The 23,143-nt window shown below is 46.2% G+C and carries 23 protein-coding genes and 1 riboswitch; of the genes, 8 read left to right on the top strand and 15 right to left on the bottom strand.

What is annotated here, in order from left to right:
• The first annotated feature begins 253 nt into the window (after nt 1-253).
• Together rpoS and KCG43_RS14180 are read left to right on the top strand one after the other, a co-directional pair.
• Entirely contained in the window at nt 254-1,129 is an 876-nt protein-coding gene (rpoS, locus tag KCG43_RS14185) for an RNA polymerase sigma factor RpoS (RefSeq protein WP_192013767.1), read from the top strand.
• A gap of 185 nt (nt 1,130-1,314) precedes the next feature.
• On the top strand, nt 1,315-1,860 hold the full coding sequence (locus KCG43_RS14180; RefSeq protein WP_192013768.1) for a DUF1439 domain-containing protein: 546 nt from the start codon (nt 1,315-1,317) through the stop codon (nt 1,858-1,860).
• 131 nt (nt 1,861-1,991) lie between these two features.
• Here KCG43_RS14180 and chrA read toward each other — a convergent pair whose 3' ends face one another.
• Nucleotides 1,992-3,188, bottom strand: a complete 1,197-nt coding sequence (chrA, locus tag KCG43_RS14175; protein WP_218385726.1) for a chromate efflux transporter — start codon at nt 3,186-3,188, stop codon at nt 1,992-1,994.
• Between the two features lie 103 nt (nt 3,189-3,291).
• Between chrA and KCG43_RS14170 the strand changes: the two genes are divergently transcribed.
• Entirely contained in the window at nt 3,292-4,206 is a 915-nt protein-coding gene (locus tag KCG43_RS14170) for a LysR family transcriptional regulator (protein ID WP_218385724.1), read from the top strand.
• A gap of 87 nt (nt 4,207-4,293) precedes the next feature.
• Nucleotides 4,294-4,845 (top strand): OmpA family protein, encoded by a 552-nt coding sequence (locus tag KCG43_RS14165; RefSeq protein WP_218385722.1) that lies wholly within the window; start codon nt 4,294-4,296, stop codon nt 4,843-4,845.
• A 31-nt stretch (nt 4,846-4,876) separates the two neighbouring features.
• On the opposite strand, the gene KCG43_RS14160 is transcribed toward KCG43_RS14165, so the two are convergent.
• A complete protein-coding gene (locus KCG43_RS14160; RefSeq protein WP_218385720.1) occupies nt 4,877-5,986 on the bottom strand; it encodes a 1-acyl-sn-glycerol-3-phosphate acyltransferase in 1,110 nt (369 codons plus the stop codon).
• Nucleotides 5,987-6,180: 194 nt separating this feature from the next.
• Here KCG43_RS14160 and KCG43_RS14155 point away from each other — a divergent pair, with 194 nt between their 5' ends.
• Entirely contained in the window at nt 6,181-6,858 is a 678-nt protein-coding gene (locus KCG43_RS14155; RefSeq protein WP_192013777.1) for an AraC family ligand binding domain-containing protein, read from the top strand.
• An 87-nt stretch (nt 6,859-6,945) separates the two neighbouring features.
• On the opposite strand, the gene KCG43_RS14150 is transcribed toward KCG43_RS14155, so the two are convergent.
• Nucleotides 6,946-7,494, bottom strand: a complete 549-nt coding sequence (locus tag KCG43_RS14150) for a hypothetical protein (protein ID WP_192013778.1) — start codon at nt 7,492-7,494, stop codon at nt 6,946-6,948.
• Nucleotides 7,495-7,561: 67 nt separating this feature from the next.
• Nucleotides 7,562-8,092, bottom strand: coding sequence for a nicotinate-nicotinamide nucleotide adenylyltransferase (locus KCG43_RS14145; protein ID WP_192013780.1), 531 nt, complete (start codon nt 8,090-8,092; stop codon nt 7,562-7,564).
• Between the two features lie 180 nt (nt 8,093-8,272).
• On the opposite strand from KCG43_RS14145, the gene nadE reads away from it, so the two are divergent.
• Nucleotides 8,273-9,109, top strand: a complete 837-nt coding sequence (nadE, locus tag KCG43_RS14140) for an ammonia-dependent NAD(+) synthetase (RefSeq protein ID WP_192013787.1) — start codon at nt 8,273-8,275, stop codon at nt 9,107-9,109.
• A gap of 72 nt (nt 9,110-9,181) precedes the next feature.
• Here nadE and KCG43_RS14135 read toward each other — a convergent pair whose 3' ends face one another.
• The 9 genes from KCG43_RS14135 to KCG43_RS14095 form a co-directional block, all read right to left on the bottom strand.
• Entirely contained in the window at nt 9,182-9,340 is a 159-nt protein-coding gene (locus tag KCG43_RS14135; protein ID WP_081669192.1) for a YoaH family protein, read from the bottom strand.
• Nucleotides 9,341-9,418: 78 nt separating this feature from the next.
• A complete protein-coding gene (locus KCG43_RS14130) occupies nt 9,419-10,615 on the bottom strand; it encodes an NnrS family protein (RefSeq protein WP_218385718.1) in 1,197 nt (398 codons plus the stop codon).
• 162 nt (nt 10,616-10,777) lie between these two features.
• On the bottom strand, nt 10,778-11,641 hold the full coding sequence (locus KCG43_RS14125; RefSeq protein WP_255558051.1) for a DUF2861 family protein: 864 nt from the start codon (nt 11,639-11,641) through the stop codon (nt 10,778-10,780).
• Complete coding sequence (locus KCG43_RS14120) at nt 11,638-12,306, bottom strand: response regulator transcription factor (RefSeq protein WP_027251305.1); 669 nt, start codon at nt 12,304-12,306, stop codon at nt 11,638-11,640. Before KCG43_RS14120 ends, KCG43_RS14125 begins: the two co-directional genes overlap by 4 nt.
• The gene (gene vxrA, locus KCG43_RS14115) at nt 12,281-13,720 is read right to left on the bottom strand and encodes a sensor histidine kinase VxrA (RefSeq protein ID WP_218385844.1); all 1,440 of its coding nucleotides are present in this window, start codon (nt 13,718-13,720) and stop codon (nt 12,281-12,283) included. Before vxrA ends, KCG43_RS14120 begins: the two co-directional genes overlap by 26 nt.
• Nucleotides 13,721-13,951: 231 nt before the next feature.
• Entirely contained in the window at nt 13,952-15,331 is a 1,380-nt protein-coding gene (gene pntB / locus KCG43_RS14110) for a Re/Si-specific NAD(P)(+) transhydrogenase subunit beta (protein ID WP_218385716.1), read from the bottom strand.
• A 14-nt stretch (nt 15,332-15,345) separates the two neighbouring features.
• On the bottom strand, nt 15,346-16,884 hold the full coding sequence (gene pntA / locus KCG43_RS14105; RefSeq protein ID WP_218385713.1) for a Re/Si-specific NAD(P)(+) transhydrogenase subunit alpha: 1,539 nt from the start codon (nt 16,882-16,884) through the stop codon (nt 15,346-15,348).
• 383 nt (nt 16,885-17,267) lie between these two features.
• Nucleotides 17,268-17,549, bottom strand: coding sequence for an HlyU family transcriptional regulator (locus KCG43_RS14100; RefSeq protein WP_218385710.1), 282 nt, complete (start codon nt 17,547-17,549; stop codon nt 17,268-17,270).
• Nucleotides 17,550-17,760: 211 nt separating this feature from the next.
• Nucleotides 17,761-17,955 (bottom strand): hypothetical protein, encoded by a 195-nt coding sequence (locus KCG43_RS14095; RefSeq protein ID WP_027251300.1) that lies wholly within the window; start codon nt 17,953-17,955, stop codon nt 17,761-17,763.
• 272 nt (nt 17,956-18,227) lie between these two features.
• Between KCG43_RS14095 and KCG43_RS14090 the strand changes: the two genes are divergently transcribed.
• Both KCG43_RS14090 and ribB read left to right on the top strand, forming a co-directional pair.
• Nucleotides 18,228-19,169, top strand: a complete 942-nt coding sequence (locus KCG43_RS14090; RefSeq protein WP_218385708.1) for a hypothetical protein — start codon at nt 18,228-18,230, stop codon at nt 19,167-19,169.
• 102 nt (nt 19,170-19,271) lie between these two features.
• Nucleotides 19,272-19,484: riboswitch (FMN riboswitch) on the top strand.
• A gap of 148 nt (nt 19,485-19,632) precedes the next feature.
• Nucleotides 19,633-20,322 carry a 3,4-dihydroxy-2-butanone-4-phosphate synthase gene (gene ribB, locus KCG43_RS14085; protein WP_218385706.1) on the top strand — a complete coding sequence of 230 codons (690 nt, stop codon included), beginning with the start codon at nt 19,633-19,635 and terminating at the stop codon, nt 20,320-20,322.
• 285 nt (nt 20,323-20,607) lie between these two features.
• Here the strand turns inward: ribB and KCG43_RS14080 are convergent, their stop codons facing one another.
• Together KCG43_RS14080 and KCG43_RS14075 are read right to left on the bottom strand one after the other, a co-directional pair.
• Nucleotides 20,608-22,413, bottom strand: coding sequence for a bifunctional UDP-sugar hydrolase/5'-nucleotidase (locus KCG43_RS14080; RefSeq protein WP_218385704.1), 1,806 nt, complete (start codon nt 22,411-22,413; stop codon nt 20,608-20,610).
• A 204-nt stretch (nt 22,414-22,617) separates the two neighbouring features.
• Nucleotides 22,618-23,010, bottom strand: coding sequence for a VOC family protein (locus tag KCG43_RS14075; RefSeq protein ID WP_192013799.1), 393 nt, complete (start codon nt 23,008-23,010; stop codon nt 22,618-22,620).
• Nucleotides 23,011-23,143: the final 133 nt, after the last annotated feature.

Raw genomic sequence — 23,143 nt, 5'->3', positions numbered from 1 at the left:
AAAAATCAAGAATTTCGCATCTCGTGCTGAAATTAGCGACGGGAATGAATATTGACACTCAGGTTAATTATTCCTTTTAAGAACAAAAGCGATGAAATTCAAATCGCCTAATAACAAATAAGTATACCTTTATGGCAACTTTGTGTTTCCTGTGAATAGATTGTGTAACATCTGTGTGTTAGTGTTTTCTGGTACTGCAATAAAAACACGAAAAAATAGTTAGCTTGCTCAAACCTTGTAGAGGGGACCAGATATGGATGTCAATACACAGGAAGTAAGTAGCTTTGATACTGATGTTATTCATTTGTATTTGCAGGAAATCTCGCATAAATCACTACTCAGTAAAGAAGAAGAAGTTCAATACAGTCGTAAAAGTCTGGCTGGCGACCCACACGCAAAATCTGTCATGATTGAGAGTAATTTGCGTTTGGTGGTCAGTATCGCTAAGAAATATCGCGGCAGCACGATGCAGCTTAGCGACTTAATTGATGAAGGCAATATTGGTTTAATTACTGCTGTTGAAAAATTTGATCCTGAACGTGGGTTCCGTTTTTCGACGTACGCTACTTGGTGGATTAAGCAAACCATTGAACGTGCGATCCACAACCAGGGAAGAACCATCCGCTTACCTGTTCACGTATCAAAGGAAATCAATACCATACTTCGTACGCACAAACAGCTGATGAAAAACAGTAATCAGGAGCCTACTCACGAGCAGGTTGCTGAAAAAATGCAAAAATCTGTAGATGAAATTTCAGAAGTCCTGTCCTACGACACACCTGTGGTTTCTATCGATCAATCTTTGTCGGACGACAGCAACTCAAATTCCATCGCTGCTTTCATCGCTGATACCAACATGACCGCTCCGGATGCCTCGATGGATCAATCAGACATCCATGCTCTCGCTCTGACTATGCTGAAGAGCCTGAATGAACGAGACAGAGAAATACTGTGTCGTCGCTTCGGGTTACTTGGCTATGAAGCGCAGACTCTTCAGGAGGTGGCAGAGGAAGTGGGTCTTACCCGTGAACGAATCCGACAACTGCAGGTAAGCTCGTTGAATAAGTTGAAAAATGCCCTTCAGCGTGAGAATTACAGCCTGGAGATGTTATTTTCCGAAATAGCGTAATTGACTGTTTTTACAACAATAAAGCCTGGTAATATACCAGGCTTTTCTCATTTCACGGCATTTGACAAAACTCTGACACCCTATCCTAACCATAAAGCAAAAATCCTTACTGCCAAATTGCTTGGCAGACATTTGTATTTTACTCATAATTTGGGTTAACCCATTCAGTTAACAGTGTAGAGATCATGATATTCAGAAAACTGTGTTTCCTCGCTTCTGTCGTTTTACTGACTTCTTGTGCCAGTTATAGTATTACGGAACAAGAAGTACAGAATTACCTTGATAAACAAGCACGTGTAGAGCAAAAGGTAGGGTTTGGCGGCTTCGTTCAGGCTCATGTTCTGTTTAACGACATCAAAGTAGGCATCGGTCGTTCGGCATCGGATCGTATTAATCTCGAAGCAAAATCTAAAGCAGATATCAGTATCAAGGGTCAACCGCAGCAAAAAGTGGCTATCAATGTCAACTTCAGTGCGATCCCCTATTACGACAAAAGTGAAGGGGCTGTTTACCTGAATAATTTGAAAGTAGAATCTCTGGATATTACCCCAAATACGCTAGGTCCCTTTGCCAGTAGCCAGGTACTTTCTCCTCTCATTGAGATCGTGGGACAATATCTATTGAAGATACCTGTCTACAAACTCCAGGAAGACGACTTTAAGCAATCGCTTCTGAAAACTGCCAGACCAGAACTCAAAATCAAGAATCATTCTCTGGTGATTCAAATTTGATAAGCCGGTCTTTAGGTAATAAAAGCACTGTGCAATGTGTGTTGTATCAGTGCTTTTATTTTAATGCGCACAGATAAGTTATAGTGCACTAAAGGATCATAATGAAATCCACAGCGACTTCAGAAAAAATGTTAAATAACAAAACTATAGCCAATAAATATCATCGCCAGACACCATACTGGTAGCTGTCTTTTCAGTAAACCGAAACCGATAACAATCACCAATATGTCCCAGCCGCTCGTTATTGAAGATGTAATAACCGGGTCGACCCAAGCCGCCGCTAACAACCCGACGACAGAAGCTGTAATTGTTTTAACTGAAAGACGTAAACGGGGATGTTGCAATAATGATTGCCACGCCGGTAAAAAGGCAAAAAGAAGCAAACTGCCCGGTAAAAAAATCGCCAGCGTTGCCAGAACACTTCCCCAAACAGGAGTTTCAGGTAAAGTCGCTACGCCCAGATAACTCGCCATGGTAAACATTGGGCCTGGAACAAGCTGCGCCGATGCATAAGCGCTCAGAAATGTATTTGCATCAATCCATTGCTGGACTAAAGGCTCCAGTAAGGGAAGAACGACGTGCCCTCCTCCGAAGACAAAACTGCCCGCCTGATAGAAATTGTTAAACACTGCCCACTCTTTTGAGAGAACAGCCAGATATGGCAGCCCCAGCAAAAGTACCAGGAAAACAGCAAGAATGACGAAATCTGGCTTTCCCGGGGAAGATCGAGGCATCGTTTTGTCCGTCGGTTCTTTTTGTATGAAGGACAGGATGAACCCCGTGGCTGCAGCCAGCAGTATCGGTAACAACTGGCCGCTTAATCCATGAGTAAAAAAGACACTGATTGCTGCTAATACTGCAATACAAACGGTCAGTTTATCTGTCAGGCTTTTCTTAATCATGCTGAACAAAGCATCAGCGACAACCACAACCGCAAGCAGTTTCGCCGCCTGAATAACCTGATATACCCATTCTGGTTGGTAGTTTCTGTTCTCCAGAACGGCGAGCACTGTTAACAAAGCTGCAGAGGGCAAAGTAAAACCGATAAATGCCGCCAACGCGCCCACATAACCGGCCTTACGATACCCAATAAACATGCCTAGCTGACTGCTTGCAGGTCCAGGTAAGAACTGGCATAGCGCCGTCGCCTGAGAAAATTCAGAATCTGAGAGCCACTGTTTCTTCTGTACAAATGATCGCTGGAAATAGCCGATATGAGCAACTGGCCCACCAAAACTGCCTAACCCTAAAACAAGAAATGAACAGAACACCTGCAATACGGGTTCAAGTGAAGAAACTAATCTTCTTTTAAATGAATCTTGGATCATAACTACCGAATCAAATTGTGATTGTTTACACTAGCAAACAGTGAGACTAAATATGACAATTTTATCTCTTCTTTATGTATGAAATATTACAGGTAAACCCTTGATGTTAGAAAATTTGCAACAAATGGTGATCCTGGCCACTGTCAGTCACGAACAGAACTTCACACGTGCCGCTGAACGCCTTGGCATTTCTAAATCACAAGTCAGCAAGCAAATTCGATTCCTTGAGGAACGCCTGGGTTGTCAATTAGTTCAGCGCAGCACACGCACTGTTGCCCTTACAGATATTGGCTTGCAATATGCTGAATTTGGACAGCAACTGCTTGATACCGTAAAAGAAGCAGAGGCTTTGGTTGCCGGGTACAGAAATGAAATAAAAGGCGTACTCAGAATAGGTGTCGCCCAGTCATTTGGGAACACCAATATCACCCCCGCAATGGTCGCTTTTCAGCGAGCTCATCCTGAACTTGAGCTGGAAATCAGTCTTTTTGATCATCGTCCTAACCTGCTGGAAGAAGGCTTTGATTGCTGGCTGGCTATTCACGAGCACCCGCCTGAAGGCATGGTTGCGAAAAAACTTGTCGATTGCGAATTCATCGTTGTCGCTTCTCCGGACTATATCGCCCTGCACAGCGAACCCAAAACTCCTGCTGATTTACGCAAGCACAATTGCATCACCTATGAAAGCCGGGATCGAAAATATGTCCAGTGGGACTTTTCAAAAGAAGGCGTAAAAGAGTCAGTCAGGGTCACTGGCAGCTACCGAATCAATAATGCGCCCGCTGTTTTAGAAGCAACAAAAGCAGGAGCAGGTATCGCCTATCTGGCCACCTACCTGATCCACGATGAATTAGAAACTCAGCAGTTAACCCAGGTGTTAGCAGACTGGAAGCCAGAATTAGCGCTTCCCATGTACGCTGTCTATCCGCGTCACAAGTACCTGGCCCCAAAAGTAAGAGCCTTTATCGACTTTATGGCAGAATGGATGACCAGCCATCCTTTCCAACCTCGCCAGTAGTCTCTGTGCTGCCACGTCTTAGAACTGCAGTTGAGGAACCTGACTTACTGTTCTACACCTATAGGTAGTTCTTACAGGTGAGCAGCCATGTTAACTCTTTCAGCCTACATTCGAGAAAAACCTTTTCACATCATACTTTTATCAGGGGTACTGATCATGGCTGGCTGTGCCACTCAGGAAGAAACTGAACCGTCTCCGGCAGTAACCAGTACGCCGGCAACGGTTGAAGAGGTTGCAGAACCGCCACCACCACCAAAAGCAATCCTTACAGAAATTCCTGAAGTCAGTGACACCGTCTTTTTTGACAAAGGCAGCTTTGAAATTCCGCAACGCGAACAGCTGAAAATCGATCCCATTGCAGTCAGACTCAGGCAGCATCCTGACAGTAACGTAATCATCATTGGTCACAGTTCAGAGAGTGAGAACGAAGAAGATAATATGGCGTTATCGTATGAACGGGCGTTCAGTGTAGCCATTTATATTGCATCTGTATTTGGGATTGAAGAAGAACGCATACAGGTTGTTGCCCAAGGCAACGGCGATCCGGCAACATCCGGGTCGAACAGCCGGGTTGAAGTCATTTCGCCAGAGACTGTGGTCAGAACATTAAATGCCTCTAATGAGGACGGCAAGTTCTGAACCACAGCTCCATACAGAAAAAGAGGTGAATTTATCCCTGTTTTTTCAACGCCGGGAATGCATACATTTTCTTGATGATGTCTGCCACGCCTTCCGGTTGAGAAACCAGCTTGCTGTTAAACTTCGCTACTTCACTTTCGGTGACTGAGTCGTCTTTAATACCGGCAGCAATATAATTTGCAGGGAACAAGTGGTAAATACCCGTTATCTGACGGTCGATTTCATCAGCCAGTTGCTCTGGGGTTTCAAACGGTTGCTCTATCACATCGCCAAAGCTCACATGAACACGTCGTTTTTCTCCGACTATACCCTGTACAATGCTTTCGATATCTTCAAACTCGCCTTTCTCATAGCTACCCGTTGTCTGCTTGGCATTCAGTTCGTTTGCCTTAGCTAAATCGCAGGGATCATTCTCATAAGAAATGGCCACAGGCACAATATTAAGCTGAGTCATGAATTCGGCAAAAGACAGTTTCCGTTTGCGTCCTTCCATGTAAAACATTTTCAGCAACGCTGGATCAGTCTTATCGTTTCCGTCTTTTGCACGCCCTTCTTTCTGAGCAATCCAGATCGAGTGACCAGTTTCGATAGAATTGGCAATATAATCTGACAGCAGACCCAGTGCTTTCATCATTTCACGCGGCGCTTTCACTGAACGTTTCACAATAAAGCTTTTGTTTAAACGCATCAGTTCTGTCGCACAGGGCTTCTTCAGAAGATTGTCGCCAATAGCGATACGGACTGTGTTCAGGTTATTGTGGTAAAGACACCAGTTCACCATTGCCGGATCCATGGCGATATCTCTGTGATTGGAGATGAACAGATACGCTTTATTAGGATCCAGTTTGTCTAACCCAGAATGGGTGACGCCGTCACAAGAGTGTTCAATCGTCGCAGCCATATACTTGGCCACTTGCAGCTGAACGTCTTCTACTGTCTTAACACTTGACCATTTACGGACAAGAAAGCGTTTAATCAATGGGCGCAACAGCCAGCCAAACACACCAGATAGCTGTGCAAACCGGTAGTTGAGGATAGCGTTGATGAATTCGTCATCATTGATTAAGCGTTGAATCGCCCCACTGACTTCATCGTCATTGTAGGGGCGTATATCTTTATAAATATCGTTATTTGTTTGCACTATGTTGCTTCATCTAATTTTAAAATCGCGCCATTCTACGCAGATTTGATTGATTACCCAATGATCGGCCCCAAACAGTTTAATGGTTGGAGGTCTGACCAACAAACTTTCTTCCTACTGAGCCCGACTCAGACCATCTTGACCCCGAAGGTAAAACCGAACACTATGTGCGGGCTTTGACTCAGAGGAACAACATGAACCAGGCAATTGAATATACAAAGGCTGAACAGTCCCTGCTGGCCGTGGGCGCTCGCAGAAAAAATGTTACCGCATACCTGATTACCGTCAATGCAGGCGTCGCTCTGTTACGGCTGGGCAAACATGAATTCGCATTAACCGCGGGTAGCGGATTTTGGGTACCCTTTGAGTGTCTTCATGCTTTAACCGTATTACCGGGCTGTCGCTATAGCATGATTCATTTCTCTGCCCGCCTCCAGCAACCGCTGTGTCAGCAAGCAGGCTTTGTGACTGTAACACCACTTCTGGACGCTTTACTGCAAGAGCTGAGCCAAACTAAAGAGCAGTCTCAAACCAATCATAGCCCTATAGGACGGATACTCGCAGTCATAGTTGATCAAACGGCGAAGTTTTCACCTGTTACGCAGCAACTTTGCCCTACTCTTACTGACAAACAGCAATCTGTACTGAGAAACTTGCTTCAAAGGCGCTCACCCGCTTCTGATGAAGACCTATCATCAATCGAAGCCATTCTGGGGATGAGCGTACGTGAACTTGAAGCCTGTCTTGTCGTCCGTGAAGCTATCAGACTCTCCCGTTCCGGAAGAAATGCAGAGCAAATAGCCAGCGAACTTGAGTGCCAATTAGACCATTTACAAGCACTTGGTCAAACTCTTGCTAACTACCCATTCTAAAGCTTCGGCTTAGCTTCACAAAAAACACCCAGCTACCTGGTACAGGTAGCTGGTTACAGATAACCGGGCGAGTATAAAAAGCGATTGTTACTTAAGCGGTATATCTACCTGCAGCATGACGCCATCCCGCTCATCTTCATGCCACATGTAATCGATTCGGTATTTAGTGGATTGGCCGTCTTCTGAACCCAGTCCAAAACTCATCATGACACCGTGTTTCATGACCCATTCTTTGGCATCTTGCAGCGTCATGATATCCAGACCTTCATATTTTTTGGGAAGCCACAAGCCCAGACCATAGAAAGCGGACGATGAGTTATCTTTCAGCATTGGACCACTGGAGCCAGATTGCCAGTCATCCCAAAAAGATGCGTCGTTCTCATGGTGATTTTCAGCTTCATCCCAGCGCATATTGTCCCCGGCTGAGGGCAGAGCCTGAGTGGAATAAGCTCCCCCTTTCCCTACCGTTAAGGGTTGAAAACAGGTCAGCAAGTAGGCCCCTCTGTCGTCTTCAGACAAACTTTTAAGCTGTTTCTGACTATAAAAGTGGCAAGGTAAAGCGAATGCAGAATACGAAAAAGACAACAGCCCGATCTGCAATAGAGCAACATGCAATTTTCGAATAACCCGATTCACGAAACACCCTTAATAAATTTTTCGGACTTTAAACGTATAGGCGACAGAAATACTGACTGGTTTATTTTTAACCATCACTGGCAACATAAAAATGCTCTGACGTTATTATTCTAACCACACCCGGAGTTGTTAAATGTGAAATTGGCCTGTTTTTGACAATATTATCACGAATGTCAGTACTCCGAATGGGAAGCGTTTCAGGACAGCTGAGAATCTGCCAATGACTTAAGATGTCTTTAGCCCGATAAAAGTTTGAAAAATTTAAAAAATTATCTGGTCCGACAATAAAAGTCAGCTCTGCGCTCTGATGTTCATTTTGCAGGGAACGCATAACATCATAGGTCGTCACTGGTTTATCATTTTGTGAGATTGCTTCCTCTATTCGACAAAGAGATAAATTGGCAAAATTTAAATCTGCGATAAAAGCAGCAACCATAGTGCAACGAGAGTCATAGTTAAGCATGACTTTTCCCCAGGCATGAGAATAACTGGGAACCAGTAAAACTTGATCAAAATGGGATAGCCGTTCCAGCACAGATTTATGCCCTAAACTGGGGGGATTAAATGCGCTGCCAAATACTGCGATCTTTTTTGTCATACTTCTGTTGCCTCATTCCCCTCTGAACAAAATAAAAATACCAATTTCTTTCTCAATCAGCATTGATCCTACTTAAGAGTTATCGCATGATTTCGTAAAAGGTTTAATACATTTTACCGCTTTCACCAGTATTCGGCATCGAATGTCCAGAAATTGGTCTAAGCACAGAGGATTCATGTCATGGAACAGCTTATCCGTGCAGAAATGCAGGTACTCCCAGTGATAGACGCTGAGTTTGAAGTTCAGCGTCGCGTTGCTTTCATTCAACACAAGCTTAAACAAGCGCATTGCCGGTCTTTAGTGCTGGGCATCAGTGGTGGGGTTGATTCCACTACCTGCGGCCGGTTGGCTCAACTGGCGGTAGATGGTCTTAATGCTGAGTCCGCATCTCAAAACTATCAGTTCATCGCTGTTCGTTTACCTTATGGGCAGCAACAGGATGAAGATGAAGCCCAGCAGGCCTTACAATTCATCCGCCCTACTCATTCAGTGTCGGTCAATATTAAGCCTGGCGTCGATGGAACGCATGCCGCCACACTGGATGCGCTGAGCGGTACCGGCGTGATTCCACAAGATGATGCCAAAGTCGATTTTGTTAAAGGGAATGTTAAAGCGCGGACCCGTATGGTGGCACAGTATGAGATCGCCGGCCTGGTTGGCGGACTTGTCCTGGGGACCGACCACTCGGCTGAGAATATTACTGGCTTTTATACCAAATGGGGCGACGGCGCTTGCGATTTAGCACCACTGTTTGGTCTGAGCAAACGGCAGGTACGTCAAATTGCAGATTTCCTTGGTGCGCCGCAAGCACTTGTTCACAAAGTGCCAACTGCCGATCTTGAATGCCTGACACCCCAAAAGACGGACGAAGAGGCGCTACAGCTGACTTACGATGAAATCGATGATTTTCTTGAAGGAAAAACAGTCAGTAATTCAGTGAAGGAGAAGCTGATCAGCATTTATAACGCCACTCAGCATAAACGACAACCAATCCCGACTATCTACGACCAGGATTAAGCGAACCGTCGCTGAAAAGCAAAAGGGCTTTGCGTTATTGCAAAGCCCTTTTTGTGAGTCTGACTGTAATGGTTACTGACTCTTATCCGCACTTTTACTCTGGCGAATCTGTTCAGCAACAATTTGAATCGCCTCTCCACTGCTGATACCTTGCGCCATCAGCTCATGAATTCGCTCTGCCGCTTCTTGCTGTTCTTCGTGAGTTAAAGAAATTGACGAATCACCAAACATAACGAATCCTGTACACTTCTTGAAAGGGAAGCCATTCTAACGACTCTTCATCAGCCTGTCATTGATAATTCAAAAGCCCTAGCCCGGATGCCCGTCAGCACGAGCCTGAGTGAGTATCGGCCAGAACACAATACAAAATAGCCCAAAGGCCACCGCCCACAGTAATGCGGATAGTATGTAGGCGTGTTGCGTCAGCCCCGGAAACATCACTATCAGTAACGTTCTGACTAACACAGCCATCAGCAAAGTGACAAAAGCAGCAAAAATCAGCTTCCCTGTCTGCAGTGCCCTTCCGGTATGACCTAATGAGACCCTGACAACCATCGCCAGTATCATGCCCCCTATACCACCGACTGTTATGACATGCAGTGAGATACTGTAGGCTAATTGCTGAGGAAACACCTGACTGACACCTAACAAAAACACACCCACAACAGTAAAGTAATAGGCTAAATGAAGCATCCACAATAATGGAATTCTAAACGTGCTGCCTGTTCGCCAACGCGCCAGACGCGGAATTTGTGCCAATGCTGCAAACATACACAAGACACCAAACCACATTGAGGGGTGCTCTGGCGGGAGCAGTAATAATGACAGGAAAACAGCCCACATGGACCACAAGGCTAAGTATTCACGCCAGGGTATACGTGTGATGGGTTCAGTTTGTGTGCCACGCGCCGTAAAAAATGGGATAACACGGCCCCCCATAACAGTCATCAGCACAGCAATTAACAAGGTAGTTTGCAATGCCACAGTGCTCAGCGGAACATGGCTCCAACCCAGTACGATTCCATGCATACGAGTATTCAGAAACAACAACAGAAACAACACTGGCAGAAAAAGGACATTTCGCCACTGGCGATTTCTGATTATAGGTATCGCCAGAAAAAGGAGTGCCATAGCCAGCCAAAGCAGATCAAGTATCATCCAGACTGCATGGGGAGCCATAACAAGCAGCGCAACTCTCGCAATCAACCATATTGCAAACACCAGCCCCAGCTTCCAGCCGCTGATACCAGGAACACCCGTCCAGTTTTGTACTGCAGTCAGCAGAAATCCAACAATCACAGCACCGGTAAATCCAAACAGCATTTCGTGGCTGTGCCACCACACTGGATTTCCGTACATAGGGAACAGCATGAAGCCGGACCAAAAGCCCGCCCAGATCAACATTGTGATCACGGAGAACAGACCAGCAGCCAGAAAAAAGGGCCGAAACGCCAAACGTAAAAACGGGGGGATCCTCAGCGCGGAAGCTTTATCAACAATTTGCATGTGCTTTTCACTATTTACAGTAAAAAAGACATAATAGACAATTATGGAAGAGACAGGTTGATGTAAAACAATAAACCAAGACACTGTGGTCTTGGTTGCAGGTGGTCAAACCTGCGCTACCGTTTCAGAATCACCCAGCGGGTTCTTACTTTGCTTTCGCTATTAAAAATCAGGATAATCAACAGGCCGGGTTATTCGTTGAATATCCAAAATAGAGATGTCTCCCTGCCAGCGGCTTTCAACCAGTCCGACACTCAGCCAGTAGCGGCCATCAGGTACATCAATCGCCGGCAAACTTGTCGGTAGTTTTCCATCAACATCCTGAGTCCAGATCGGGCTCCAGTTTGTGTCGTTCAAGTCAAACAAATTCATCGACAATACAGGCGATGGACACGTTGAATTGGGTAAGACTTCACGCTCAATACGCCAGTTTTTACTGTCTTTCCAGCCAATTTTCTGTTTAGGATCCGGCTTGGTCAGTATTACCCAGGAATTCCAGCTACGCTCCTTGCCTGCCGTAATTTTCAACTGATAAAGGCCTGCAGCTAAGGGCTCATCTAGACGGCGAGATTCCGTGACAAACTGACCATTCTCAGAAATTAAGGCCGCAGGCATGCTGAATTGAGTGTCTGGCCAGCGGGAAAATGTGACCTCAAGCTGCTTAGCCTGAGTAATTCCCGTAACAGACAACCTCAGTAATACCTGGTTCAGGTTCTGGATCACTTCACGTCGAACAGCCACTTTAGACAACCACTCAGGCAGACTTCGCTGTTTCAAACTGAAACCGCAATCTTCTGTAATGGCAAGCTCAAGTAAATCATTCAGATTAGCCTGCTGCTCCTCAGAAGGAAGCTGCTGCCAGGCCTGAACCATAGTCTCGAAACTGGCAGCTGTGTTCCCTTCCAGCAAACGCTGGTGCGCGACAGTGTAGAGATCCTTACCCACAAACCATTTAGCCGATGCCTGAGGGATCATGAACAGACATGTCATGATCCCAAAGACAGGTGTCACCCACAGCGATTTCATTCTTGTGGCGCTTTCATCCGGTAGCCAACACCACGCAACGTTTCGATCTCAATGCCAGGCAGCTTTTGACGCAGCTGCAGGATATGTGTGTCAACAGTACGAGTTGTCGGATAATGGTTATAGCCCCACACCTGATCAAGCAGCTCGTCGCGGGTGAAAACCCGGCCTGAATGTTTTGCAAGGAAAACAAGCAGTTCGAATTCAGTACGAGTAAGGGTGACAGAGTCCCCTTTTTGCTTCACTTCACGGCTTTCCAGATTAATCAGCGTTTCACCAATAGCAATGAGGTTCGCATTTTGCGATTCAGACTCACCATTTCTCAAGTGAACACGAATACGTGCCAGCAGTTCCTCTTCAGCAAAAGGTTTAGTCAGGTAATCTTTGGCGCCTGAGTCAAGCCCAATCACCTTATCATTCACAGACACCATTGCTGTAAGCAGAATCACGGGAACCGATTTCAGCTTTAACCAACCTTCAAGGTAAGTCAGCGAGTCTCCTTCCGGTAGCTGGCGGTCAAGAACAACCAGATCGGCTTGCGCCCACAGATTTTCAACATTGGTTGCACAGTCAGCATACAGGCACTCATAGCCTGCTTCTTTCAAACATTCGAGCAAACCATCAGCAAGGTTGCGGTCATCTTCAACCAGTAGCAGAGTTTGATTCACACGGTATCTCCAAAATAAAAGTGGTTGGCGGACCTATTAATTTCATCCGCCCACCCATTCGACGGATCATCGATTCAACGATTGTCAGTCCCAACCCTAAGCCCTTTTCACTCACAAAGGGTTTTCTCAGTCGGGCCCAATCCTTACTACCTAAACTTCCCTGGTCTTTTACTTTGACAATCAATTTTCCATCTTTGAACGATGATGTTAATTCAATCGGGGCTTGGCCATATTTGTGAGCATTGGACAGCAAGTTATCAATACAGGTTCCAAGCCAGTACATATTGACCTTGACGCCACGGTCCTCCGCAAGTGACAAGGTCACATCATAAGGTTCTGCAATAAATTCAATCCATTCATTAAAGGACTCCAGATTCTGAACACTCAATTCTTGATGATTCGCCTGCAGGTAATCCTTACTGGCCTCAGCCAACTGCCTTAATCGGCGTGAATCTTCGGTCAATCGTCTGAACTCATCATATAGGGTTTCAGGCAAAGCATCAAAGTGACGACGAAAACCTTCCACCGTCATGCTCAGACTTGCGATTGGTGTACGTAGCTCGTGAGTCAAGATTTGCAGAACCAGCATTCTTTCCTGCATGGCGCGCCGGCGAATTCGCCAGCGATACATCACCCAGCCCATGAGTAAGCCAATATTGACAACCAGCAATCCTGCAAGCAAATAGGTCGTCAGGTACGACTTATCTTCTTCCTGCCAGCAAATGTTGCCACTTTTGACTAAGCAGAAGTCAGTGGCAACCAAACGCGTGAAGTGCAGATCATGCTTTGCCAGTGCCTGTGCCCAGGTCGGCTGATCATAGACATGGTATTCATTCCCATTCCGGACCCAAAGCTCACCATTGGAGATAAAGGCTTCCGCACCGGCAATGAACACTCGGATTTCTTCACTGCTCATTCGCTGTAACCGTCCCAGCACAGTGCCTGTCGCCGCTAAATCACGTTCCTGAATGTGTAAGTAGCTCTCCAGTTCATTTTTGCGATTTGGAAACTTTTCCAGATAACGCGCAGCATAGCTCCCACCGCCTGGATGAATATAGCCTGAACGTACAAACCAGCCTCTTGGTAACACAACGCTGTTACACATCGCGCGAGTAAAAACGACAGGATGTGTTACCAAAGGGCTAACTGGCCAGGGGCCCTTACAGGTTTCCGCATTTTGATAAAGGTGCCGCAGCGCCGATAGCGGGTACTTGGCTGATTGCGGCAACAAACTGGATGGCAGCAGTAACGGTGTTGGGTAACGACTTTGTAACTGACGAAAATCGTATGTAGCCAGAGGTTTACTGGAAAGCAATTCAGCACGAGCCGCTGACATACGATCAGGTAAGCTTTCCGTCTCCGCTTTAAGGGAGCCTGTAAACAGAATAGAAATAATTAGCACATACTTTTTCATAGCGCGGAAGTTTAACATTCACCGGTTCAGTATTGTCAGAAAATTGTCATTAGATCAGATAACTATAAAGGGATTAGGCATTCTCGCCATCCAAACAGGTCAATCAGACCCCAGATTACAGCCTAGTGATTCGGTTTTCTGTTGAAGCTTTCGCATCAGGCATCAAAAAAAGAAAGAAAAAGAAAAACGCCGCTCAATAAGCGGCGTTGAATGAGTGAATTACTGTGTGACTTACAGAAAACGGGCAATGTTCTCAACGCTCTCTTTGGCATCGCCAAACAGCATCTGGGTGTTTTCTTTGAAGAACAGTGGGTTTTGAACACCTGCATAACCGGTATTCATTGAACGCTTAAATACGATAACGTGTTTTGCGTTCCACACTTCCAGAACTGGCATACCGGCAATCGGGCTACCTGGATCTTCCATCGCCGCCGGGTTAACCGTATCGTTTGCACCGATCACCAGTACAACGTCTGTCTCTGGGAAGTCCTCATTAATCTCGTCCATTTCCAGGACAATATCGTAGGGCACTCTTGCTTCAGCCAGCAGTACATTCATGTGACCAGGCAAACGACCGGCAACCGGGTGGATACCAAATCTGACATCCACGCCTTTTGCCCGTAGTTTCTCTGTGATTTCATGTACCGGATATTGCGCTTGTGCAACCGCCATTCCGTATCCTGGCGTGATGATCACTGAGTGAGCATCTTTCAGCATCTCTGCCACTTCTTCCGCAGAGGATTCGTGGTACTCGCCCACTTCTTCATCACCGGTAGAAACAGAGCCATCTGTACCAAAACCACCTGCAATGACACTGACAAATGAACGATTCATTGCCTTACACATAATGTAAGACAGTATCGCACCTGAAGAGCCAACCAAAGCACCAGTCACAATCAGCAGATCATTGGCCAGCATAAAGCCAGCCGCTGCGGCGGCCCATCCTGAATATGAGTTCAGCATTGACACGACAACCGGCATATCCGCACCACCGATCGATGCAACCAAATGATAACCGAATGCTAAAGCGATAATTGTCACAACAATGAGTGGGAATATCGAAGGATCCGGGTCCACAAACACTGTGAGTAAAACAAGAGAAACCAGAACAGCCAGCAAGTTCAGTTTATGGCGGTGAGGCAACATCAAAGGCTTGGATGACATTGAACCGCGAAGTTTACCAAAAGCCACCACTGAGCCTGTAAAGGTCACAGCACCGATGAAGACACCGATAAAAATTTCAACCAAATGAATGGTTAACATCGCCCCAGTCAGTGCTTCACCATGGTCAAGGAAAGTATTGAAACCGACCAGCACGGCTGCCATACCCACAAAACTGTGAAGAATAGCAACCAGCTCTGGCATCTGAGTCATTTCAACTTTCTTGGCATAGTAAATACCAATTGCACCACCCACAATCATGGCCAGAATAATCCAGCCGGTTCCAGCTGATTCCGGGCCAAAAATAGTCGCAATCAATGCTATGGCCATTCCTGCCATACCAAAGTAGTTACCTGACTTTGCGGATTCCTGTTTAGAGAGTCCCGCCAGCGACATTATAAAAAGGACAGCAGCAATAATGTAGGCCGCTTGAACAATTCCTGCAGACATTGATAACAACTCCCTTACTTATCTTTACGGAACATTTCAAGCATCCGCTTAGTGACGGTAAAGCCACCAAAAATATTGATACTTGCGATCAAAACAGCAATAAAGGCAAAGAAGGACACAACGCCAACCCCCTGACCAATCTGCAATAAGGCACCGACAATAATGATACCGGATATAGCATTGGTCACTGACATCAGAGGTGTGTGCAATGCATGCGTAACGTTCCATACGACGTAGTAGCCCACCACACAGGCCAGAACAAAAACCGTGAAGTGAGAAAGGAATTCAGCAGGAGCATAATTCGCGACCCAGCCAAACAATAACGCCCCTGCTGCCATCAAACCATACTTTCTCGCTGGCGGCATTGGCTCTTTGACTGCTTTAGTAACAGGTGCGGCAACTGCTTTTTCTTGCTGCGGAGCAGCGGATACTTTAATGGGTGGTGCCGGCCAGGTGAGTTCACCTTCTTTAACCACAGTTAAACCGCGCAGTACTTCATCATCAAAGTTGATATCTATGTTGCCGTCTTTTTCTTTACACAGCAGCTTCATCAGATTGACCAGGTTGGTGGCATAAAGCTGGGACGACTGATTCGGCAGACGGCTGACCATATCGGTGTAACCGATAATTTTTACACCGTTAGGTGTAGTGATAACTTTATCGGCTTCGGTATAGGCACAGTTTCCGCCATTGGCAGCAGCAAGGTCGACAATAACGCTGCCGGGCTTCATGGAATCAACCATTTCCTGGGTAATCAGGCGAGGAGCCGGACGGCCGGGAATCAGCGCAGTAGTAATAATGATGTCAACGTCTTTCGCCTGCTCTGCGTACAAACGCTCAGCAGCCTTGTTAAATTCGTCTGACATTTCTTTCGCGTAGCCATCACCTGTGCTGGTATCTTCCTTGAAATCGACTTCAAGGAACTCAGCACCCATAGACTGCACTTGCTCTTTGACTTCAGGACGCACATCGAAGGCGCGAACAATGGCACCCAGGCTGCCCGCAGCACCGATAGCGGCCAATCCGGCAACCCCCGCACCTGCAACCAGCACTTTTGCTGGCGGTACTTTACCAGCAGCAGTAATCTGCCCGGTAAAGAAACGTCCAAATTCGTGGGCAGCTTCAACGACAGCACGATAACCGGCAATGTTTGCCATAGAACTCAATGCATCCAGGGCTTGTGCTCGTGAGATACGCGGCACCGAATCCATAGCCATTACGTTGATATTTTTACTGGACAGTTTCTTCAGCAATTCTGGATTCTGCGCCGGCCAGATAAAGCTGACCAAGCTTGCCCCCTCTTTCAGGAGAGCAATCTCATCATCACTGGGGGCATTCACTTTAAAAATCAGGTCTGACTGCCACACTTCTTCCGTAGACACGACACTAGCGCCTGCAGCTTCAAAAGCAGCGTCACCAAAACTTGCGTGAATACCAGCGTCATGTTCAACAGCAACACTGAACCCCATTTTTAATAACTGCTCGACCGTTTTCGGCGTCGCAGCCACTCGCGTTTCATTCGCGAGTATTTCTTTAGGCACACCTATCTGCATCGTTATTCCCTGAACAGTAGCAAAATGTACACATTTAGTATCCAGTTCCCAGTATCGCAACGGCTGAGAATGGAACCAATACAACACTCTTTACTTGAGATTAAACAACGGATGTTTTTGACTTACTTGAAGTTAATAACACCAACAATGTAGGGCAAACTCAGGCTCTGTAGTCCGTTTCACTGATCAGCCAAAAAACTGAAAGAGAATGAACTACACACCCACGATTTGCCGTTTTCTCCCAACAACATTCAGGGTTTCCCACCAGCTATGCAAAAAATAGAATGTGCAATAACCGGGGTCCGGTTCCCTGAGAAAAAGCACCGGCCTCTAAGCATTCATTTCAGCGCAGCGTCTTTACTCCCTCAGACAATGCACTGAATTTACCGGAACATGGCTTCGCCGGTCTGATCGATGAACATCTTGGCTTTATTCACCATAAATGTTGTCGCATCCGCTTTGCTTGCCAGCAAATCTGACCGTATGAAAGTGTGTGTTTTCAACTCACCTTCACATTCTTTGCAAATCCTGCCAGCAATCCGAAACTGCCCGCCTTCGGAAATAGGTTCAGGGTAAATGAAATACCCTTTATATTCCTCAGGTGTCACTTCAAGCGTTTTCGAATCTGCCGTTTCTCTTCCAAAGAGCTTTGACCAGAAACCCACGAAAGCACTCCTTTCCGATATATTTAATGACACTATCATGCCATATGCTTATGTAAAATAAACCCAAACAGATTAAAAACTGATAATTATGATGAAAATGTTCTAACTCCGTTTTATCCACCATTGTCTTACACTATATTCACATAAGAAAAATTAACAAAAAAACGCCGGCTTCAGGGCCGGCGCTTATGTTGTCTTGCAAGTGATATGCTTACCGAATCAGACCAATGTCTTTCTGCAAGTGAACTGGCAGATGAGAAACCTGATAAGTCTTAACGGATACCTGCTGACGGGGTAACAAAATATCCAGTGCGTGTGCAATCAATCCTTTGATGTTCAGCGAATAGGCTTTCTTCTCCATGACGTCCTGATTTGTGATGGTGTCGAAGTGCATTGCCTGTGCCATGATTGCCTCATTTTTGGTGGGTTTAATGTTGTTCTACAGGACAAATACTAACCGGTTGATTTTTGAACTAAAAATGACATTTTTTTCCAATGACCCATAAAAAAATCTAATCTGTTACGTAAAGGTTTCAATTTGAGTGACAGCAAAAAATATATACGCTGAAGAGATGAATAATCTGTCACGAAATGGTATCAATTAATGCCTAAATAGCGTGTTATCAGATTAGGCTCAACCAAAGTTCACAACCAATTAACAATCACACAGGATTAAAGATGTTATCCCTGCTTACGAGACACTCTTCAATACTTTTATTACTTGCAGCTGTCATTGGATTTTCCTTTCCAGCGATATCTACTGCAGTTTTCCCTTATTTGCCTTACATTCTTTTCTTTTTAATGTTGTTTACTTTGATTGGGATGAAACAAAACGCCTTAATCAGCCTTTTATTTCAGCCTAAAATCTGGGTATACGCCTTTTATCATGCCGCATTGCTGTCAATACTCTCAACCTTCATTGCCTCTGTGTTGGGGGCTTCCGCGTCACTGATCCTGGCTATTTCAGCGGTTGCGGCAACCGGATCATTATTTGCCACACCAGCCATAGCACGCTCAGTTGGGCTGGATGTGATGACCGCGATGGCGATGACTATTGCCACCACGCTGCTGATGCCCGTTGTGCTTTGTATCAATCTCTACCTTTTCCAGCATGACAGCTTCGGTCTTGATCTGATGACATATTTCCAGCGACTGGTTATTTTCATTTTTGGTCCTATGCTGCTATCAGACCTGTGTCACCGCTACGTTCCTTCCCACATTCTTCAGCGGACGCACAGTAAAATTGCACAAGTAACTATTTTGCTGGTTCCGGCATTTCCGCTGGGGCTGATGGCTGACTTTCGTACATTTGTCGATCAGTCATGGCAGCAAGGATTACTTTACTTTGGTTACGGTATCGCAATATGCCTGCTCTTCTTTATTACTGGCTTTCTGCTGTTTATGCGGAAAAATGTTCAGAATGGTCTTCTTGCAGGCATCACTTCCGCCAATCGGAATGTCTTGCTGACTTATACCGTCGCCGGAACCGCATTAGGCCCAGACTATCTCATTCTTGTTGGTGCACTTCAGCTTCCAATCTATGCCATGCCGTTAGTGGTAAAATGGATGAGCAACTTACTCAACAGCAAGAACCCAACGCAAACGCCCTCTGTGAACTGATTCCGTGAGCAGAAAACAAGCAGTTGTGCTGATTGAACAGATAAATATCCTTTAACGTGATGACAGTCTTGCTCTTCGCGCAGTGATTTCATTATTATCGACTGGAATTCTCAGGGCGGGGTGAAATTCCCCACCGGCGGTAACTGACAGAAACAGGCTGATAAAGTCATGCCTTTTTCGACAGAAGCCCGCGAGCGCTTCATCGTAATCACACTCAGTGTGGATGAAGGTCAGCAGATCTGGTGAAACTGTATTCTCTACTGAATGCAGCGAGTCCAGAGCCGACGGTTATAGTCCGGATGGAAGAGAATCAGCGGATTTGTTTCTTGCTTTTACATTATGTTCAGCGAGCCTGTGGCTTGCCTGCTAACACCTACCTGTAAAGCTATTTCAGCCTGGCTGAAACGCTGTTTTTTTGCGCCCTGATTCTGGTAACGTTAATGTTAATAATGGAGTACATACCATGAATCAGTCTCTGCTTTCCCCTTTTGGTACCGCTTTCGAGCGCGTTGAAACCGGCATCCGCGCTATTCGTGAAGGTCGTGGTGTTTTGGTGGTTGACGACGAAGATCGTGAAAACGAAGGTGATATCATTTATGCCGCCGATTCGCTCACGACTGAGCAAATGGCACTGATGATTCGCGAGTGCTCAGGCATTGTCTGCTTGTGCTTACCCCAAGATCGGGTAGAGCAACTCGCGTTACCCATGATGGTCGACAATAATACCAGCGTAAATCAAACCGGTTTTACGGTAACCATCGAGGCTGCAAAGGGAGTTACTACAGGCGTTTCTGCCGCTGATCGTGTCACCACCATCAAAGCAGCAATTGCCGATGACGCACAGCCCGGAGATTTGCACAGGCCTGGCCATGTTTTTCCGCTCAAAGCAAATTCTGAAGGTGTGCTGGGTCGTCGTGGTCATACAGAGGCAACCATAGATCTCATGCGCTTAGCTGGCAAAAAGCCGTTCGGCGTGCTTTGTGAACTGACCAACCCCGATGGCACCATGGCCCGTTTGCCTGAAGTAATATCATTCGGCAAGCGTCATGATATGCCGGTTTTAACCATTGAAGATCTTGCTGCCTACCGATTAGCGCACCTGTCATCGCAGACAGGTGAAGGCAACACGGCTTCCGAAGCCGCATTCGCTTAAACGCTTCTGACGCGTAAAGAGGTATTCTGCTGAATACCTCTTCCTTATTTCAGTTAATCAGATGCCTGACACTGGTACCCAGTATGTCAGTGCACTCCAGGCCACAATCCAAACACTGATTAAAATTGCATCCAGCCAATCCCGATTCATACCCGACTCTTGCTTAATCACCTTATCAGTAATCAGTCGACCGAAGGGCTAGCATCATTAAATGGAAAATACAGATAAAAAAGCCTGACGTATTGCCAGGCCTGACGGTGAGTTGCCAACAACTGATGCTGAGCTTTACGCCGCACCATGTTCGTGATCAACATGCTCGCACTCACAGGGAATGTAAGTGATCAGATCATCTTTCGGTGCAGAAAGCTGTTGCTGATAACGCGCATAATTTTCAAACGCTTCAGCCATTGTACAATCGAGTGATAAAGGCGCCATTTCACAGTCCAGCAGCGCCTGATAGCCTTCTTTGCCTGTCGCCGTATAACCGGACGACACTGAGGTATAAACAGCGTCGTCTTCCAGAGGCAACCAGTCCCCTTCTTTGAAATAAGCCAGTTTTTCTATCCGCTGACCTTTCGGCAGGCAACAGCGATAAGTAAAACGCAGATGGGCCGTATAAGGGAAACTGCCGGTACCCGTGCCTTCAACTCCGTTATCAACAGCATTATCTATCGCACCTTCCAGCGCTTCACGCACTTTGGCGCCTCTGACTTTATAGACCATCAGCCCAATGGCGAAAGGTAATAAGCGCCCGGCAATATCTGCAGAACTGATAGGCCCTGGGTTCAGCGAGGTTCTGACACCACCAGCATTGTGAATGCCAAAATCAACCTCAAAGCCCATCTGTCTGCCATGATGAACAAAACTTTCAACCACCAGAGGGGCAATAGCACTCGCACCATGGCTATCAGGCACTCTGACATGACGGAGTGATTCAGTAACCTCCGCCACTTTATTGGTCTGTCGCTCTCGAACCGCAGGACGATAATCCAGATTCAGAATATTCTCTACAACCGGATCCTTAGCGCACATAGTGATATTGGGTTGCTGCTGAAGATAGTGTTTTACCACTTCATGGCAATCCGGGTCTAAATGCTCATTGCGAGTGGCATCCAGAGTAAATTGACGGCCAAGCAGCAACTGATTACCGCCTGACACCTGTTCAACACTACCATCAGCCGCGAAATCGATCGAAACCTGTCCCAGCGCCAGTGCATTACAACCGGCCTGCACCACACAAGTACCGTTAATATTGACGGCATACTGGTCTTTTTTGCCGTATCCGACATTGGTGAAATCCCCTTGCATGGTATGGGTATGGCCGCCAATGATAACGGCGATCCCTTCCACTTTTTCAGCCAGTTCAAGATCACGTTCATAGCCAAGATGACTGAGAAGCACGATTTTGTTCACGCCGTGACGGTGTAACTCAGCAATGGTCTTTTCAGCAACGGAAACTACCGACCGGAAAGAGGTATCCGGGTCCGGGTTGGCAATTTTATCCATATTTTCAATGGTCAGGCCAAAGAGCGCGACAGGTTCTCCCTGCACGTCTTTCAGCATATAACGTGCGCAACCCGTCTCATTGTTATAGGCCAGCAGGTTTGACTTGGGTCTCAGCGGGTTACGCTTGGATTGATCTTCCTGACTCAGATCCCAGTTACCGGCCAGCATTGGAAAATCGACCTGATCCAGAAAATCGGCAACCAGCGTGTTACCCATATCCAGTTCATGATTGCCCAGCGCCATAGCTTCTACGCCAATCGCATTAAGCAGTCTGGCATTAGACTCACCTTTAAACAGAGAAAAATACAATGTGCCCTGAAAGCAGTCGCCGGCATGCACAAACATAAACTCACAGCCATTTAAATACGCTTGCTTTCTTGCCTCTTTCACCGCCGTCAATACCCGTGCAAACCCGCCACAACTGGCATACACAGTCGTCTCATGCTCATTCCCGGTAACAGACTGGCCTGGTGTTTGAATTAACACATGTTCGGGCAAAGTCAGTTTGATTGCAGAGGGTTCAAAGTGAGAGTGCGTATCGTTGATATGGGCGATGGTGATTCGGGCTTGAGTGTGTCGGGTCATAAAGGCTTTCTGTTCTCCGTGAAATATTTCAATCAGATATGATTTTTATCACATTGTGCATATCATCATACAGGAAAGGCCTGTATCCAGGGATGAATATCTCATCTGTCACAAAAATATCACCATAAACAGGCAACTGAAAGTCAGAAAAGGCAGCGTTAATGCTGCCTTCTGATACATTCACAGGCTCATACGTAAAACGTATTACTGATAGTGTCCATGCCGCTGCAGGACTTCAATTTTATAGCCATCCGGGTCTAAAACAAAAAAGAAGCGTGCCAGTAACTGACCATCGCGAGAAAACTCTTTAATATCCAGTGGCGCATACCCCAGAGAGTGCAGCTTCTCGTGTTCAGCATCCAAGTCATCCACAGCCACGGCAATGTGACCGTAGCCGCTGCCGTGAGTATAGGGCTCAGCACCTTTATTCCAGGTCAGCTCCAGCTCCATATCATTCTCATCATTGCGCAGATAGACCAGGCTGAAGTCATCAAAATCCAAGCGGTGAGCAACATCTAATTCCAGCGCCTGTTTATAAAAGACGAGGGACTTCTCCAGATCATGCACTCGCACCATGGTATGAATAATTTTTGCCATCAGCCAACTCCTGAAAATTTGGGTTCGTTTTACCCAATAGGTGTTTGATAATCCTGAGCCATTGCCCGGATTGTTGTCTGGTCTGGACTATAACAACCCCATCCCTTCATCACAAGCAGCCGTCCGGGCTCAA

It is taken from the genome of Photobacterium sp. WH24 (assembly GCF_019204055.1).
In the GTDB taxonomy this organism is placed as follows: Bacteria; Pseudomonadota; Gammaproteobacteria; order Enterobacterales; family Vibrionaceae; genus Photobacterium; species Photobacterium arenosum.
The sequence above is the reverse complement of the archived record's forward strand: the minus strand, read 5'-3'. Positions and strand labels throughout refer to the sequence as shown.

Bases quoted from the DNA above. Each gene is read 5' to 3' on its own strand.
- rpoS (WP_192013767.1), top strand. From the start codon at position 254: ATGGATGTCAATACACAGGAAGTAAGTAGCTTTGATACTGATGTTATT.
- pntA (WP_218385713.1), bottom strand. From the start codon at position 16,884: ATGCAGATAGGTGTGCCTAAAGAAATACTCGCGAATGAAACGCGAGTG.
- pntB (WP_218385716.1), bottom strand. From the start codon at position 15,331: ATGTCTGCAGGAATTGTTCAAGCGGCCTACATTATTGCTGCTGTCCTT.
- KCG43_RS14095 (WP_027251300.1), bottom strand. From the start codon at position 17,955: ATGGCACAGGCAATGCACTTCGACACCATCACAAATCAGGACGTCATG.
- nadE (WP_192013787.1), top strand. From the start codon at position 8,273: ATGGAACAGCTTATCCGTGCAGAAATGCAGGTACTCCCAGTGATAGAC.
- KCG43_RS14080 (WP_218385704.1), bottom strand. From the start codon at position 22,413: ATGACCCGACACACTCAAGCCCGAATCACCATCGCCCATATCAACGAT.
- KCG43_RS14155 (WP_192013777.1), top strand. From the start codon at position 6,181: ATGAACCAGGCAATTGAATATACAAAGGCTGAACAGTCCCTGCTGGCC.
- KCG43_RS14135 (WP_081669192.1), bottom strand. From the start codon at position 9,340: ATGTTTGGTGATTCGTCAATTTCTTTAACTCACGAAGAACAGCAAGAA.
- vxrA (WP_218385844.1), bottom strand. From the start codon at position 13,720: ATGAAAAAGTATGTGCTAATTATTTCTATTCTGTTTACAGGCTCCCTT.
- KCG43_RS14145 (WP_192013780.1), bottom strand. From the start codon at position 8,092: ATGACAAAAAAGATCGCAGTATTTGGCAGCGCATTTAATCCCCCCAGT.
- chrA (WP_218385726.1), bottom strand. From the start codon at position 3,188: ATGATCCAAGATTCATTTAAAAGAAGATTAGTTTCTTCACTTGAACCC.
- KCG43_RS14090 (WP_218385708.1), top strand. From the start codon at position 18,228: ATGTTATCCCTGCTTACGAGACACTCTTCAATACTTTTATTACTTGCA.
- KCG43_RS14130 (WP_218385718.1), bottom strand. From the start codon at position 10,615: ATGCAAATTGTTGATAAAGCTTCCGCGCTGAGGATCCCCCCGTTTTTA.
- KCG43_RS14180 (WP_192013768.1), top strand. From the start codon at position 1,315: ATGATATTCAGAAAACTGTGTTTCCTCGCTTCTGTCGTTTTACTGACT.
- KCG43_RS14075 (WP_192013799.1), bottom strand. From the start codon at position 23,010: ATGGCAAAAATTATTCATACCATGGTGCGAGTGCATGATCTGGAGAAG.
- KCG43_RS14165 (WP_218385722.1), top strand. From the start codon at position 4,294: ATGTTAACTCTTTCAGCCTACATTCGAGAAAAACCTTTTCACATCATA.
- KCG43_RS14125 (WP_255558051.1), bottom strand. From the start codon at position 11,641: ATGAAATCGCTGTGGGTGACACCTGTCTTTGGGATCATGACATGTCTG.
- KCG43_RS14170 (WP_218385724.1), top strand. From the start codon at position 3,292: ATGTTAGAAAATTTGCAACAAATGGTGATCCTGGCCACTGTCAGTCAC.
- ribB (WP_218385706.1), top strand. From the start codon at position 19,633: ATGAATCAGTCTCTGCTTTCCCCTTTTGGTACCGCTTTCGAGCGCGTT.